The organism is SAR324 cluster bacterium (assembly GCA_015232315.1).
Taxonomy (GTDB): domain Bacteria; phylum SAR324; class SAR324; order SAR324; family NAC60-12; genus JADFZZ01.
In genome coordinates this window covers 60,817-76,869 of the sequence record JADFZZ010000026.1, presented here as the reverse complement: position 1 = coordinate 76,869, position 16,053 = coordinate 60,817, and the positions used below count along the sequence as shown (strand labels likewise).

General features: G+C 46.9%; 13 protein-coding genes. 12 read left to right on the top strand and 1 reads right to left on the bottom strand.

Annotated features, from left to right (window positions below):
- Positions 1–473 (bottom strand): ISNCY family transposase (locus HQM11_15810; protein MBF0352497.1); only part of this gene is annotated, 473 nt, incomplete at its 3' end.
- Between the two features lie 548 nt (positions 474–1,021).
- Between HQM11_15810 and HQM11_15805 the strand changes: the two genes are divergently transcribed.
- The 12 genes from HQM11_15805 to HQM11_15750 all read left to right on the top strand — a co-directional run bounded on the left by HQM11_15805 (position 1,022) and on the right by HQM11_15750 (position 15,932).
- Positions 1,022–2,575, top strand: coding sequence for a nickel-dependent hydrogenase large subunit (locus HQM11_15805; GenBank protein ID MBF0352496.1), 1,554 nt, complete (start codon positions 1,022–1,024; stop codon positions 2,573–2,575).
- Positions 2,576–2,594: 19 nt separating this feature from the next.
- Positions 2,595–3,521 (top strand): hydrogenase small subunit, encoded by a 927-nt coding sequence (locus HQM11_15800; GenBank protein MBF0352495.1) that lies wholly within the window; start codon positions 2,595–2,597, stop codon positions 3,519–3,521.
- A gap of 15 nt (positions 3,522–3,536) precedes the next feature.
- On the top strand, positions 3,537–5,615 hold the full coding sequence (locus HQM11_15795; GenBank protein MBF0352494.1) for a methyl-accepting chemotaxis protein: 2,079 nt from the start codon (positions 3,537–3,539) through the stop codon (positions 5,613–5,615).
- A gap of 626 nt (positions 5,616–6,241) precedes the next feature.
- A complete protein-coding gene (hypD, locus tag HQM11_15790; GenBank protein MBF0352493.1) occupies positions 6,242–7,354 on the top strand; it encodes a hydrogenase formation protein HypD in 1,113 nt (370 codons plus the stop codon).
- Between the two features lie 8 nt (positions 7,355–7,362).
- A complete protein-coding gene (gene hypA, locus HQM11_15785; protein MBF0352492.1) occupies positions 7,363–7,704 on the top strand; it encodes a hydrogenase maturation nickel metallochaperone HypA in 342 nt (113 codons plus the stop codon).
- Positions 7,705–7,711: 7 nt separating this feature from the next.
- Positions 7,712–9,991, top strand: a complete 2,280-nt coding sequence (hypF, locus tag HQM11_15780) for a carbamoyltransferase HypF (protein ID MBF0352491.1) — start codon at positions 7,712–7,714, stop codon at positions 9,989–9,991.
- Between the two features lie 172 nt (positions 9,992–10,163).
- Entirely contained in the window at positions 10,164–10,451 is a 288-nt protein-coding gene (locus tag HQM11_15775) for an antibiotic biosynthesis monooxygenase (protein ID MBF0352490.1), read from the top strand.
- Positions 10,452–10,672: 221 nt separating this feature from the next.
- Positions 10,673–12,217: an acyl-CoA carboxylase subunit beta gene (locus HQM11_15770; protein MBF0352489.1), complete on the top strand. Its 1,545-nt coding sequence runs from the start codon at positions 10,673–10,675 to the stop codon at positions 12,215–12,217.
- Positions 12,218–12,238: 21 nt separating this feature from the next.
- Entirely contained in the window at positions 12,239–12,619 is a 381-nt protein-coding gene (locus HQM11_15765; GenBank protein ID MBF0352488.1) for an OadG family protein, read from the top strand.
- Positions 12,612–13,070 carry a biotin/lipoyl-binding protein gene (locus HQM11_15760; protein ID MBF0352487.1) on the top strand — a complete coding sequence of 153 codons (459 nt, stop codon included), beginning with the start codon at positions 12,612–12,614 and terminating at the stop codon, positions 13,068–13,070. The genes HQM11_15765 and HQM11_15760 overlap by 8 nt, the downstream gene beginning before the upstream one ends.
- Before the next feature lie 38 nt (positions 13,071–13,108).
- A complete protein-coding gene (locus HQM11_15755; GenBank protein MBF0352486.1) occupies positions 13,109–14,236 on the top strand; it encodes a sodium ion-translocating decarboxylase subunit beta in 1,128 nt (375 codons plus the stop codon).
- A 199-nt stretch (positions 14,237–14,435) separates the two neighbouring features.
- Complete coding sequence (locus HQM11_15750; GenBank protein MBF0352485.1) at positions 14,436–15,932, top strand: succinate CoA transferase; 1,497 nt, start codon at positions 14,436–14,438, stop codon at positions 15,930–15,932.
- Positions 15,933–16,053 lie beyond the last annotated feature (121 nt).

The window sequence follows — 16,053 nt, the reverse complement described above, 5'->3', positions numbered from 1 at the left end:
TTACTGACTCCATTGATATTGTCCAGAATCGTACTCATTCCAGGCATCTTTATGCCCCGATGGATCAAAAACAGACGTACGGTCATGGATTCCCTCAGAAAAATTTGCGAGACCTGAGACTTTATGCCGCCCAAATAGCCACGAATCATCAAAAAAATAAACACTACTTCCGGTGTCATGCGAGGGCAACCTGTCTGAAGCTTCAACGTTTCCGCGCTGATTTCACTGGACTTCATCTCTTCAATATCTGCCAGAAGAGGCGTTTGGGAATCGAGCCATTGTTGATCGTCCAAACGTTTTTTCTTCTGCTTCAGGGCTTCTTTCTGTAAATCCTGTTCAATCATTTCCAGAATTTTGGGTTCTCGCTGAGTCAGTTGATATGCTTCCGATAAATATTTTTCAAATTCCGTATCTGGTTCTGTCAAAATTATAAAATTTTCAGATTTTATAAATGTTTTTGGGTTAGGTGTCATACTCCTCTTTATGAAAGAATTTGAAATCATTTCAGCAGAGTATGATGAATTTTATGAAATTTTAAATACATTTTTACTGAATAAAACCTTTTCGGCTAAGCTCTAGTTATCAACATGAGAACCTCCACTGATTCATGGTTTGTTTTTGTCACTGGATGTTCAGCTTAGCATAAAAATTTCAATTGTGGAAATGTGTCCAAAGTTAAGCTTTTCAAAGGGGGCATGGGGGATTTAAATCTCAGAATAACATCCCCCTAACCCCCTTAAACCAAGGGGGAATTGGTGCCAGTGCCTTCACAGAGCTTAACTTAACAGACGAGGATGTCTTCGGGAACCGTTCCAAAATGCACCTCTGGTGCCCTTCCACTACTCCTTGGCAAGCCACCGGAGGTGGGAGAAGGAGGGTTCCCCACCAGAGGTAGGGAACCAGGAAAATTGGCATTTGCCTTTATCAATTGTATTTGCTATCCCTCCCTCAGTCACCCCTGACAACAGGCACATTCTGACCGCCCAACATCAAATTTTCTTTTTAAATCTACAGGAGAAGTATGGCCAGCAAACGAATCGTCATTGATCCTTTGACGAGAATTGAAGGGCATCTAAAAATCGCGACTCAGGTTGAAAACGGCATCGTCGTGGAGGCTAAGGCTTCCGCGGAGATGTTTCGCGGAATTGAAAAAGCGCTCATTGGCTATGACGCGAGAGTTGCCCAGCAGGTAACCCAGAGAGTTTGTGGCGTGTGCCCCTATGCTCATGCGGAAGCGGCCGGCAGAGCACTGGAAATGGCGATGGGAATCACCCCCAATACCAATGGAAAAATTCTGAGAAATCTTATCAACGGCGCTTACCAGCTTCAGGATTATCTCCTGCATTTCTACCATCTCTGCGCACTCGATTTTATCGACATCACCGCCTGTCTGAAATATGAAGGCCGTGACGAAACACTGCTCGGACTCAAAGCATGGGTTCAAAGTGAACTCAAAAATCGGGAAATCTTTCCGGCGGCACCGTTTCTTCCCCGTTACAAAGCCGCCTACTGCACCAATCAGGAGTTGAATGTCAGCGCGATCAAGCATTATGTGGAAGCCTTGCCCGTGATGGCGGATTTTCTCAAAATGGTGTGCATTTTCGGCGGGAAAGCCCCGCATCCGATTACCATCGAAGCGGGAGGTGTCACAACGGTACCTTCCGTGAGTATGATCGCCCACTATCAAACCATTTTTGAAAAATCGGAACGGTTTATCAAGAATGAATACTTCAATGATCTGGTGGGTGTTGCCAAAGAATTCAAAACCTATTTCAAAGAAGGCCGTGGCTATGGAAATCTGCTGTCGTATCCGCATTTTTTTGACAAAGACGGGAACAATCCGATTTTTTCAGGAGGTTCTCTGATCAATGGGGTTTATTCCCCGCTGGATGTCAATCAGATCCAGGAAGACATGACTTTTTCATATTACCAGACCACGGGTTCGGCTCAAACCAAACCACTGGCGTTTGACCAGTTGATTCCCATCAGTGAGCATGAATTTGAAAATGAGCAGAAAAAAGAGTCTGGTAAATACAGTTGGTCACGTGCTCCGCGTTATAAGGGCGAAGTGGTTGAAGTTGGGCCGGTGGCCAGAGTTGTGACCACTTACAAAAGTGGAAAAAATCCGAAATTGAACGCGCTGGTGGATAAAATCAATTCAACCCTGGGCATCAGTCTTGAAGACTACCCTTCTGTGATGGGACGCCATCTGTGCCGTTATATTTCCGCCACGCTGACCATTGACCTGATCCGGGAACAGCTTGATCAACTGGAACCCGGCAAAGTCGCGTTTGTCGAGCATGACGTGCCTCAAAACGCCAGAGGTTATGGTCTGACAGAAGCCTCTCGCGGCGCACTGGCGCACTGGATTGAAACGGATGACAGAGGTTATATCAAAAATTATGAAATGATTGTGCCGACAACCTGGAACATTTCACCCAGAGATTCTTCCGGTCGTCCGGGTGCCGTGGAACAAATGCTCCTGGGCACCAAAGTGCAGGATTCGGATAATCCTGTTGAACTGGCCCGGATTGTCCGTTCTACAGACCCTTGTCTGGCTTGTGCTGTCCATTGATGATTTTTACGGAGGAATTATGGGAGAAAATATAACACGAAGAGAAGCACTGCGTAAGATCTATGAAGCCCTTGTTGTTATAGGAGCATCCGCGTTTATTTCTTTTGAGGATTTGCTGGCCGCCGACAACACTGTCGCTGAAAAACCGATGGTTGTCTGGCTCCATGGAACTTCCTGTTCAGGATGTTCAACCGCGTTTCTGAACATTGAAGATGTCCCGGTGGTGGATTTGATCACCAAATTTGTATCCCTGGTATTTCATCCTGATTTATCTTCAGCAACGGGACATCAGTTTATAGAAATTCTGGATCAACTCACACAGTCCGGAAAAGGGTATATTCTGGTTTTTGAAGGCGGAATCCCTGTCAAGATGCCACATACCTGCATGATTGCCGATAAGCCGCTGACTTACTGGGTTGAACGGCTCGCCGCCAAAGCGACAGCCTGCATTGGCGCCGGAACCTGTGCCACCTTGGGCGGCATTGCCAGCATGGACCCCGTGACAGGAAATATCCCTCTCGATCGTTTTCTGGAACAACGCAATATTTCGAAACCGATTGTAAATATTCCAAGTTGCCCCATGAAACCGGAGCACATCACCTACACCATTCTGCATCTTCTCAAAAAAGGATCTCTTCCCGAACTTGATAAGCATTTTCGGCCCAAAAAGTTTTTTGCCAGAACCATCCATGAACGATGCCTGTATTACGCCGATTACCAGGAAGGGCATTTTGCAGAATTTGTTGGCGATTCAGGCTGTTTGTTCAGACTCGGATGCCAGGGCCCTGTTACCCGCAATGACTGCATTATCATGGGCTACAACGGGAATACCAACACCTGCATCAAGGCCGGTCATCCCTGTATTGGCTGTGCCGGTGAAAAATTTCCCCGACAAATCATGTTCCATCGTTTTGACGATCCTCGTGTGATAAAAAACAAATTTTAATGATCTAAAGGTCTCATGGAAAATCGAATCCGGTTTCAGAATTCTCTGGTGTTCAGAGCCATTTTTCTGTCAGTCCTCAGTGGCTTTGTCATGACTCTCATTGCCCTGGTTGTCCTGTATTTTGTGCAGGGTGCGGTGTTGGAAAAACAGTTGGTGAAAATGGGCTACAGCGTTTTGGATAATTATGTTGAGCATTCCCGTGAATCCATCAGCAAAGGGCAAAGAGAAACCTTTCAGGATGTGCTCAATAGTATCGCGAAACTCGATAATGTGAAATCCACGGCACTCTATTCCCGTCATAAACTCATGGTTTACCATTCCGGAGAGGTGACTGTCGGGAAACCCTTTACCTATGACAGGAAAACCGGAATCATCGCAAATCCGAATATCCAACTGTATCAGGAAAGCCGGGGGCGTTATCTGAGAGAAGACTGGAATTTGAGAGATCTGGATCAAACCGATATGGCAAAAAAACATCAGGATGAAATGGAGGTGAAAGGCCTCAAATGTCCTGATTGCCACATGGCATTGCCTCCCGATATCCGGTTCAATGAACAGCACCGCACGCATTATGAAAACGACCGGGAGGTTTCTTTTGTGTATGAAATGCTGGTGGAACGAGATTGTATCATCTGCCATACACAGTGGAAACAAGGGGAATATGCGGGAGCACTGGAAGTCAAAATTGACAAATCGCTTGTGCAATCACAGAAATGGAACACCGTTTTTGAAAATCTGATGGTGATCGCGGTGGTGACACTTCCTGTGGCCGTGATCATCATGATCATTTTAAGAATAACGCTACAGAACCCGCTTACCAAACTCACCAGTAACTTTGAGGATTTGACTCAGGGGGATGGCGATCTGACACGGTATCTGGATGAAAAATCCAAGAGTGAAATGGGGCTTGTTGGCCGACTTTTCAATCGCTTTGTCAAGAAACTGGCACAGATTCTCGGCAACATCCGTGATCAGATTGCTGAACTGGAACAGTCGTCACAGGAACTGGATCATCAAAGCAAGGACATCCACAATAAAACCATTGAGATCAATAATAAACTGGGCACCATTGCTTCCGCGTCAGAGCAGATTACCGCCAATGTCGTCAGTGTGGCAGGCTCGACAGAACAGGCCTCCAGCAATGTGCAACAGGTCGCAAATTCAATTGAAACATTGAATCAGAGTATTAAGAAAGTGGCACTCAATGCCGGGGAGTCCTCTCAAAATCTTGAAGCGATCAACTACAATATTGATCATATTTATAAGGATATTCAGGAAATGTCAGGAAATCTGGAGCAAACCACAGCGTCACTGACAGAGGTTGCCATAAAAACAGGCCAGGCAATGAGCATGTCGGATAAAGCCAATGAACATGCGCATACCATGCTTGAATCCATGCAACAGTTGGGAAAAGTGGCTGGAAGCATCGACAACATTGTGAAACTCGTGCGAAATATCACGGACCAAACCCATATTCTTTCACTCAATGCCGCCATTGAAGCGGCCAAGGCGGGAGACGCAGGGCGGGGATTTTCAGTTGTCGCGGCGGCGGTGAGGGATCTGGCACAAAAAACGATTGAGGCCAATGAAGAAATCGCGGAACATAGTCAGAAAATTCAGGGTTTATCCTCTCATGCGCTTCAAAGCACCAAACAGGTGAGTGAGGTCATCCAGGAAGTGTCTTCCATCAATCAGGCCATTGCTCAAGCCACGAAAGCACAAAGTGATACTGTTGGAAAAATCACACAGACCAGTGACACCATTGCCGGAGAAACCAGACAATCTGCCACAACCATCAAGGATGCCAGTGAAAAATTACGCGAGATTTCAAAAGCCGCCGAAGAAGCGGCCTCTGCCGCCACAGAATCGACCCGCAATGTGAACGAAGCCGTTACAGGGGTTCGCGAAATCGCTCGATCCAGCAACGAGGCGGCCTGGGGCGTGAAAGAAGTCAATCAAAACGTGCAACAAATAAGAGTTGCCGTAAAAGATGTGAGTCAGGGAGTGTCTCAAAACCAGAAAAACGCGGAAAATCTCAATCATCTGGCAAAAGTGCTCAGTGAACTCATCTCGGCCTTCAAACTCAATTCATAAATTGAACAGTTAGATTTATACCCGGTAGCATATTCAATGATTTTTTAATCTTGTGATAAAATTGACTTATTATCTCATCTTGCGTGTATGAATCTCGCCAATCCTGTGAAATATCATGTTTTATGTCATTCCTGCGAAGGCAGGAATCCAGCCCAATCGTTATGAAGACGTACTTTGTTTATATTCTTGCCAGCAAAATCAAAGGATTTACCAGTAAATACAAAGTTCACCGTTTAGTCTATTATGAGTCAACATCAGATATTAATGCTGCCATACAAAGAGAGAAATAGTTTAAAAATGGAAACGACTTTGGAAAATAAGGCTCATTGAAGAACATAATCCTCAATGGGAGGACTTATATGAGTCGCTCTCATCGTTGTGACTGGATTCCTGCCTTCGCAGGAATGAGAATTCAATAGAAATCCCTCGGCACCTTTCAAAAGTAGTTGACACTTTGCTGTCGTTCCCGCACAGGAGAGAATCCAGTCCATTTCACGGGCAACGGACTGGATACCTGCCTTCGCAGGTATGACATTGAAGGGCAAACTGTAAACTAAAATTCATTCTTTTTGAAAGATGCCAATCTCTCAACCGCAAAATTCGTACACGGTACGTGAGTTATGATCATGACAATGGACCCGCAACTTTACAAAAGCAAAGAACTAGTTTCCGGCCTGGCTGATCAAATCAGGCAAGTGAGTTCCGGAATGTCCACGGTAAAAATCATGCATGTTTGTGGAACACATGAACATGAGATCGTCCGTTACGGAATCCGACAACTGCTTCCCGCCAATGTTCACATCGTGGCCGGGCCTGGATGCCCTGTCTGTATTTGTCCCGTAGAAGACATTGACCGGGCCATCACCCTGTCTCATGCGCCCAATACCACCGTTCTGACCTTCGGAGACATGATCCGGGTGCCTGCCACAAAGACCTCCCTGGAAGCGGCCCGCAGAGATGGCGGAAGCGTGAAGATGGTGTATAGTCCATTCGACGCGGTAACGATGGCCCGGGAAAATCCCTCACAAACATTTGTCTTTTTTTCGGTAGGCTTTGAAACCACAGCCGCCGGAGTCGCGGCCTTGATCCAGCGGGGTGTGCCTGAAAATTTATATTTCCTGATCGCCAATCGCTATTTACCGCCTGTCATGAAACTGCTGATGGAAGTGCATGATGATTCATTGCAGGGATTTTTATTGCCCGGTCATGCCGCCACCATCACGGGAATTCATGCGTATGATTTCATGATTCCGGAATTCAATCTGCCTTGTACGGTGACAGGGTTTGAGCCTGTTGATCTTCTGGCCGGAATTCTGGAGTTGTTGCTATTGATTCGAAACAAAGACGCAAAGATTATCAACGCGTTTCCAAGAGCGGTGCAGGAATATGGAAACACCAGAGCGCTCGCCATTCTGGACAAGGTTTTTGTACGAAAACCCGGCATTTGGCGAGGGATTGATATCGTGGACGACACCGCTTATACGCTGAGGCCGGAGTATGACCATGTGGACGCCAGAAAACATCTGGACGGAAACCCGCCTTATCCGCCCAGAGCACGGCATCCTGCCTGTCAATGCCATCGCGTTATTCTGGGGGAAATCATCCCCACGGAATGCAAGCTGTTCGGCAATGTCTGCACCCCCAATTCCCCTTACGGACCTTGTATGGTTTCAGTGGATGGAACCTGCCAGACCTGGTTCACCTATGGTTCTCAGGAGGATAATGATTTTGAGAGATAGGTCCCGACATGCATGAAATCTCTTTGATGGAAAACATTGTAGAAATCGTATTGCGTGAAGCAGAAAAAGCCAGGGCCAGCCAGGTGCTGAAAATCGGTTTACGGGTTGGTGAAAAATCCGGAGTTGTTATGGAAGCGTTGACCTTTGCGTTTGAGGTTGTCACCAAAAACACGGTGGCCGAGGGTGCGGTGCTGGAAATCGAAGCCATCCCACTGATGGGCGAATGCCAGAACTGCGGACATCAATTCCATGCGGAAGATGGATTTCTGGTTTGTGACAAATGTCAGGGGTTTGCAAAAATACTGTCAGGCCAGGAATTGAATATTGATTTCATCGAAGTCAACGAATAGTGCCTCCATGAACGTCAGAAAAAAAATTGAAATAACGGGGGTCGTTCAGGGCGTCGGATTTCGTCCGTTTGTCTATCAATCTGCCACCGCGCTGGGATTGACCGGACATGTAAAAAATATCGCGTCAGATGTCCGGGTGGAAATCGAAGGAGAGGAGTTCGCCCTTCAACAATTTTTGTCCACCCTCCAGTCTTCCATTCCTCCCCGGGCTGTCATTGAATCGTTGCGCATCCAGGATGTTCCGCCTGAGTTTGATTCCGGGTTTGTCATTCTTCACAGCGAACATCGAATAAGCGGCAATCGTGTTGTCTCGGTTGATGTCGCCGTGTGTGACGATTGCCTGGCTGAGTTGTTCAATCCGCAGGATCGCCGGTATCGGTATCCGTTTATCAATTGCACCAATTGCGGCCCCCGCTTCACCATCATCAAAGGAGTTCCCTATGATCGTGAACAAACCACGATGGGAACTTTCACCATGTGTGCCGCCTGCCACACCGAATATCAAAATCCGCTGGATCGTCGATTCCATGCCCAGCCCAATGCCTGTCCCGATTGTGGCCCCCAATTGTTTTTGTCCAACAACCGGGGAGAGATCCTCTGTTACCGGAATGACGCACTGGAAAAAACGATTTCAGCCTTGAAACAGGGCGGAATTATCGCGCTCAAGGGTTTGGGCGGATTCCAACTCATGACGAATCCGTTCATGGAAAGCACCTGCCGGAAATTACGTGAGCGAAAACAGCGTGAAGAAAAACCGTTTGCCTTGATGGCCGATTGTCTGCAAACCATTGAAAACTGGTGTGAACTTTCAGCCACTGAAAAACAACTGCTCTGTTCTCCGGAGCGTCCCATTGTTTTACTGAAGGTCAAACAGCCCCCGCCTTTTTTACAGGAAGTCGCACCCGGATTGGACACGCTGGGATTCATGCTCCCCAACATGCCGTTGCATCATCTATTGTTTGCGGAGGGCCATTTCAGCGTGTTGGTGTGCACCAGCGCCAATATTGTGGACGAACCCATGATCATTGCTGATGAGGCGTGTGTTTCCCATTTGGGCGATGTGGCGGATTTTTTTCTGAGTCATGACCGACCCATTCATTTTCGGTGCGATGATTCTGTCATGTATTGTGTGGAGGATCTCCCGCAATTCATTCGTTTATCCAGAGGCTACGCTCCCCGGTCATTGAATCTTTCTGGAAAACATGGGGCGGTGCTGGGGGTCGGTGCGGAATTGAAAAGCTCCATCTGTCTCTGGAAAAATGGACAGGCCTTGATTTCGCCTTATATCGGCGACTTAAAAAATCGGTCTGTGTATCAGACTTTTGAGCAGTTGATAGACTCGTTTTCCGCGTTTTACGATATTCATCCGGAACAGGTTGTTCATGATCTGCATCCTGCCTATCTCTCAACAATCTGGGCACAGGAAAGCGGCTTACAGTGCCTTCCTCTGCAACATCACAAAGCCCATGTTTATAGTGTGATGGCCGAACATCATTATGAAGGCGAAGTGCTTGGAATTGTGATGGATGGGACCGGTTATGGTGAGGACGGATTATTGTGGGGCGGAGAATTTTTTGTGGACGAAGGGCAAGGTTTACAACGTGCCGCCAGCTTTGAAAATCAAAAACTGCTTGGCGGCGATGTTGCGGTCAGGGAAATCTGGAGATTGGCCCAGGCTTATTGCCTGAAGGCTTATGGAACCGGGGGCGACTGGAAATCATTGGCCTGTTTTCAAAATGTTCCGCAGGAGTCCATGAGTGTTACTGAATCCATGTGGCTGAAAAATTTCAATGCCCCGCTGACCTCTTCGGTGGGGCGTCTGTTTGATGCGGTCGCCGCGCTCCTGGGATTAAAACAGCGTGCGAGTTATGAAGCACAAGCCGCAATGATGCTGGAGAGCATTATCGATCCGACTCAGAAGGAGTGCTATCCATGGTCCTGGCAGAACGAAAGCGGGTTGCTCAGAATTCAGGTGTCGTCGTTGATCCGCGCGATGGTTCAGGACAAATTAAACAACCTTCCCAATTCCGTGATTTCAGGAAAATTTCATCAGACTCTGGTAGAAATCTTTGTGGAAGTGACCAGGCATCTGGCAAATAAAACCGGCATTCAAACGGTGGCCTTCAGTGGCGGTTGTTTTCAGAACCGTTTTCTGTCTCAACAATTGAAACAGCGATTACAACAAGATTTTCAAGTGCTTACACCTCGCAACATTCCAGCCAACGATATGGGGATTTCTGCCGGGCAAGTGTTTTATGCGCTGAAACGATCAGAGAAGTTTTCATGACGATCCTGACAATAAAAAAAGTTGTTGCTCTTCCTGAAAAAATTTGAAAGAGGATAACTACTGACCCTTCAACGAAGATGTCTCGCATACATGGAATCCTCGAATTGTGAGTTGCTGTATGCGGGATCGTCAAGAGAGCAATCAATGCTAACCTGTCAAGAGGAGATTTGAAATGGCTGTGAAAATTATTATTTTACGTCGAGTGAATAAAGAACAGGAAGAAGCCATGCGCCCACTTCTTTTAAAGATGCGCTCCATGGCGATGACCCAACCGGGATATATCTCCGGTGAAACATTGATCAATTTTGATGATCCTGAAGAACACCTTGTGATCAGTACCTGGAAAACACTCGATGACTGGAACAAGTGGCTGGAAAGTCCTGCCAGAGGCGATTTACAGCATAAAGTTGATGAAGCTCTGGGGAGAGAAACCCTGTATCAAATCTATTATAATGGCTGATTTCAACTCATTGGTTTTTATGCCGATTCAGGCAAATCCTTCACTTTTTAATGGAATGGTTCAAAACAGGACAGCAGTGTCATCTCGACCGAAGGGAGAGATCCTCATCTGGAGTCCAGGATCCCTCACAGGCGTTTGGGATGACACGGAGTCGAAATAGGAACCATGCTTTTTAAATAATAAATGGGGCAACAACACGCTACTCAACATAAAAGGAGTATATGTCAAAAAAAGTAGATGAATTAATGCAAATGCGACAGAAAGCCAAACTGGGAGGTGGGGCTGACAAGATTAAAAAACAACATGACAATGGACGTTTAACCGCCAGAGAGCGTTTGGATATGCTCCTGGATGAAGGAAGTTTTGAAGAATTTGATATGTTCAAAACCCACAGGTGCACTCATTTCGGCATGGAAAAACAGGAAATACTGGGCGATGGCGTTGTCACCGGTTATGGAACCATTAACGGACGTCTGGTTTATGTGTTCTCTCAGGATTTCACAGTGCTAGGTGGTTCCCTTTCCGAAACCTTCTCTGAAAAAATTTGTAAGGTCATGGACATGGCCGTCAAAAACGGCGCGCCTGTGATCGGTTTGAATGATTCCGGCGGTGCCCGTATTCAGGAAGGCATTGAAAGTCTGGCGGGTTATTCTGACATCTTTTTAAGAAATGTGATGACTTCAGGTGTGGTTCCTCAATTGTCAGGGATCTTCGGTCCTTGCGCCGGGGGAGCGGTTTATTCGCCTGCGCTGACTGACTTTACGGTGATGGTAAGAAATAACAGCTATATGTTTCTGACTGGCCCGAAAGTGGTTAAAACAGTGACCCATGAAGATGTGGATACAGAAACCCTGGGTGGTGCCGATGTTCATACCTCCAAAAGCGGTGTCGCGCATCTTGCCGCAAATAGTGAAGAAGAAGCGATTGATCATCTCAAACGGCTGTTCTCCTATATGCCGCAAAACAACATGGAACCACCGCCATTTCTGGAAACAGATGATCCCTCAGATCGTGAAATTGAATATTTGAATGATTTGATTCCTGAAAATCCCAACGCCCCTTATGACATGACGGAAGTGATCGTGAATACTGTGGATGATGGTGATTTTTTTGAAATCCAGCCTGATTATGCGCCCAACCTGATTATCGGCTTTGGCCGCTACGGCGGACAGTCCGTGGGAATTGTGGCCAACCAGCCCAAATATTTGGCAGGTGTCCTGGACAATAATTCTTCCATCAAAGGCGCTCGATTTGTACGTTTTTGTGACGCGTTCAACATCCCGTTAGTGACGTTTGTGGATGTTCCCGGATTTTTACCCGGAACAGCTCAGGAATATGGCGGAATCATCAGAAACGGTGCCAAAATGCTGTATGCCTATGCCGAAGCGACAGTTCCCAAAGTCACCGTCATTACCCGTAAAGCCTACGGAGGCGCCTATTGTGTCATGAGTTCCAAACACCTTCGCGGAGATATCAACTATTCGTGGCCTACAGGAGAAATCGCGGTGATGGGCGCAACAGGAGCCGTCGAAGTTTTATATGCCCGTGACATGAAGACCGCGGATGATCCCGCCGCTCTCAAAAAAGAGAAGGAAGATGAGTACACTGAAAAGTTTGTCAATCCTTACGTCGCCGCAAAAAGAGGCTACATCGATGATATTATCAGGCCTGACAGGACTCGATTCCGGATCATCAAGGCCCTGATGATGCTCGAACATAAGCACGATACTATTCCCGCGAAGAAACACGGAAATATTCCTTTGTAATCTTTTTCCAGGAAAAAACTTATGGATGCTTTCAGTTTTCAAAATGTCATTGACGGAAACGGAATTGGAATTACCATTATTGGAATGGCTGTTGTGTTTGCGGGACTGGCGTTTATCAGTCTGTTCATCTCCCAGTTAGCCAACATGCTTGACTTGATGGATAAAATTACCAAAAAAAAGGTTTCTTCTTCAACCTCACAACATAAAACGGAAGAAGGGAACACCGGAATCGCCGGTGATGAAGACGAAATCATGAGCCTGCTCGGACTGGTGATTCATATGGAATTAGAAGCCATTTCCGGAGCGGACATTCAAAAAATTACAATTTCTAATGATCAGCGTTCTTTGTGGGGTTCCGCAGGAAAAATGCGCTCATTACCACGTAGGAGACAAGATGCGTAAATATGAATTTTCGATCAATGACAAACCCTATACTGTCACCGTCAAAGATTTTTCCACGGAAGCCGCTGAAGTGGAAATTAATAACAAATCCTATTCCGTTAAAATCAGGGATGTCATCACAGAGCGGGGTACCGCGGCACCAAAGCCCCACCGTAGTTTGACAAGAAATACGGCTCCAGTGGCTCCTGCTACCGCTCCCGGTGGAGGTGGTGGGCAGGGAAGTGTGACGGCCCCCATTCCAGGCGCGATCATAGCGATTATGGTCAAATCTGGCGATGAAGTGAAAATGGGACAGCCATTGTTCAAAATGGAGGCAATGAAGATGGAAAATGAAATCAACTCCCGGGTCAATGGAATTGTTCAAACCGTTCAGATTTCTGTCGGGGATACCGTCAGTCAGGGGCAGGAATTGATAACAATCGCGGTTACAGAAGATCGCCGTAGAGGCTAGCGATTAATAACATCTGATTTGTACTATGGAGGAATTGAATGGAAGCCTTGAGTCATTTTTTATCAAGTACAGGTTTTGCCATGATGACATGGGGAAACCTGATCATGATCCTTATCGGGATCATTTTTATTTCGCTGGCGATCATCAAAGATTATGAACCCTTGTTGCTTGTCCCCATTGGTTTTGGCGTGGTAGTGGGCAATATGCCGATTGTGCCGGGAATGCCCATCAGTGTTTATGATAAAGGGAGTGTTCTGAGTTATATTTATTTCGGGGTAAGTCAGGGGATTTTTCCTCCGCTCATCTTTTTGGGAATCGGTGCGATGATGGACTTTTCCACCATGCTTTCCAACCCCAAACTGATCATGTTGGGCGCCGCGGCTCAGGTCGGAATTTTCCTGACCCTGATTGGCGCCATGTATCTTGGTTTCACTCCCAGTGAGGCTGGCGCAATCGGGATTATTGGCGGAGCCGATGGTCCAACCGCCATCTTTCTGGCATCCAAACTCGCTCCGGATTTACTCGGAGCCATTGCCATCGCCGCCTATTCCTACATGGCACTGGTACCCGTCATTCAGCCGCCGATCATCAAACTTCTGACCACCAAGGAAGAACGACTGATCAAAATGAAAGCTCCACGCATGGTTCCCAAACGTGAGAAAATCATTTTTCCCATTGCGGCATTTCTGATTTGCGCCTTGATCGCTCCCGGTTCCATCGTGCTGGTTGGTACGTTGTGTTTGGGAAATCTGCTCAAAGAAAGTTGTGTCACTGAACGTCTGGCAAACACCGCCCGCAATGCCATGATCGACATTGTTACCATTCTGCTGGGCTTTTCAGTCGGTGCCAGCACAGACGCACACTACTTTCTGACACACAAATCCCTGCTGATTTTCGGACTGGGAGCGTTATCCTTCGCGATCGCTACCGCAGGAGGAGTTTTGTTTGCGAAATTCATGAATCTGTTTCTGACAGATAAAATCAATCCCATGATTGGAGCCGCCGGAGTGTCGGCAGTGCCTGACTCCGCAAGGGTTGTCCATACGATGGGACTGAAAGAAGACTCTTCCAATTTTCTGTTGATGCATGCCATGGCACCCAATGTCGCCGGAGTGATCGGCTCGGCTATTGCCGCCGGTATTCTGTGGACGTTCATGGTTAAATAACGATAGTCAACCCATAAGGCGATCTCTCAAAAAGAATACCCCAAATTCCTTGTCATACCCGCGAAGGCGGGTATCCAGTCCTGGATTTGGGGCTGGGTTCCTGCCTTCGCAGGAACGACACCTCCGGGAAAAAGGTAAACCTGCTGTGGGTATATTTATTTCAAGTTATCGCCTAAACAAAACCGAACCAAAGGAATATATGACCTCACAAATTGTTAAAGAGAAGAAAATGACCGCGGAAGAAATCGCGGAAATGATCCAGAATGATGAAGTGATTGGTACCAGCGGCTTCACCCCCGCCGGCTATCCCAAAGCCATTCCTGTCGCACTGGCAAAACGGGCGAGGGCGTTGCATGAAAAAAACATTCCCTTCCAGATCACCTTGTACACAGGTGCCAGCACCGGCGATGAACTGGATGGAGAGTTAGCTCGTGCCAAAGCCATCAAGAAAAGAGCCCCCTATCAATCCGACAAAACACTTCGGCAGGGAATCAATAACGGAGAAATTGAATTTGTGGATTTCCACTTGTCACATCTTGCCCAGTATATGCGTTACGGCTTCATTGATCGTTGTCAGACTGCTATTGTGGAAGCGGTGGATGTAACCAATGATGGAAAAATATATCTGACCACCTCGGGAGGAATGAGCGCGACCCTTTTACAATTGGCTGACAGGGTTTTTATTGAATTGAATCGTCATATTCCTGATGGAATAAAACGCCTGCATGATGTCTATGTTCCGGAGTCACCGCCACACCGTCCGCCCATCCAGATTTTTCACCCGCGAGACCGAATTGGAACACCTTATGTCAAAATAGATCCCAAAAAAATTGTGGGAATCGTTGAAACTGATCTGACGGATAAAAACGCGGGCCTCAGGGATCCTGATGCCGACAGCCAGGCTATTGCCAGTCACATCATGGATTTTTTGCAGCATGAGGAAAAACGGGGGCGACTCCCCAAAGGGCTGCCCTTTCAATCGGGTGTCGGCAACGTGGCAAACGCGGTTCTTGCCGGAATGGCCAAACACCCGCATGGAAGTCCAATCTGCATGTACACGGAAGTGGTTCAGGATTCGATTTTCCAATTGATTGACGCGGATCGCCTGGAAGTCGCATCCACCAGTTCGTTGACCTTATCAGAAGCTGGTCAGAAACGATTGTTTGATAATCTGGATGAATTGGGTTCGAAATTTATCATACGGCAACAGGAAATGTCCAATAATCCTGAAGTGATCCGCCGACTCGGAATTATCGCCATGAACACGGCCCTGGAAATGGATATTTTCGGGAATGTCAACTCCACTCATGCCTTTGGCTGTAAAATGATGAATGGAATTGGCGGAAGCGGTGATTTCTGCAGAAACGCGTTTGTATCCATCTACATGACACCCTCCTGCGCAATGGATGGGAAAATTTCTTCCATAGTCCCGATGGTGACGCATGTGGATCATAATGAACACTCTGTTCAGGTGGTAGTGACTGAGCGTGGTTTGGCTGATTTAAGAGGTTTGGCTCCTGTTCCCAGAGCCAAGAAAATCATCAATCAATGCGCCCATCCGGATTATCAGGATCTGCTGTTTGATTATCTGAAATATGGATTGCAACACGCTGAGGCCAAGCACACACCAAATACCTTGATCAAAGCGTTTGAGTTTCATCAGCGATTTATGGAAACAGGAAGTATGAAGCCCTAATTCAGTGGTCTGTAAGGAATGGAACGGTTACGAACGGGACGTTCGTAACCAGAAAGTTTTCCATGTTATTTTTTGAACGTTCCCAAGCTGAAGAAACCCGGTTCCTGACCCCTGTGAAACT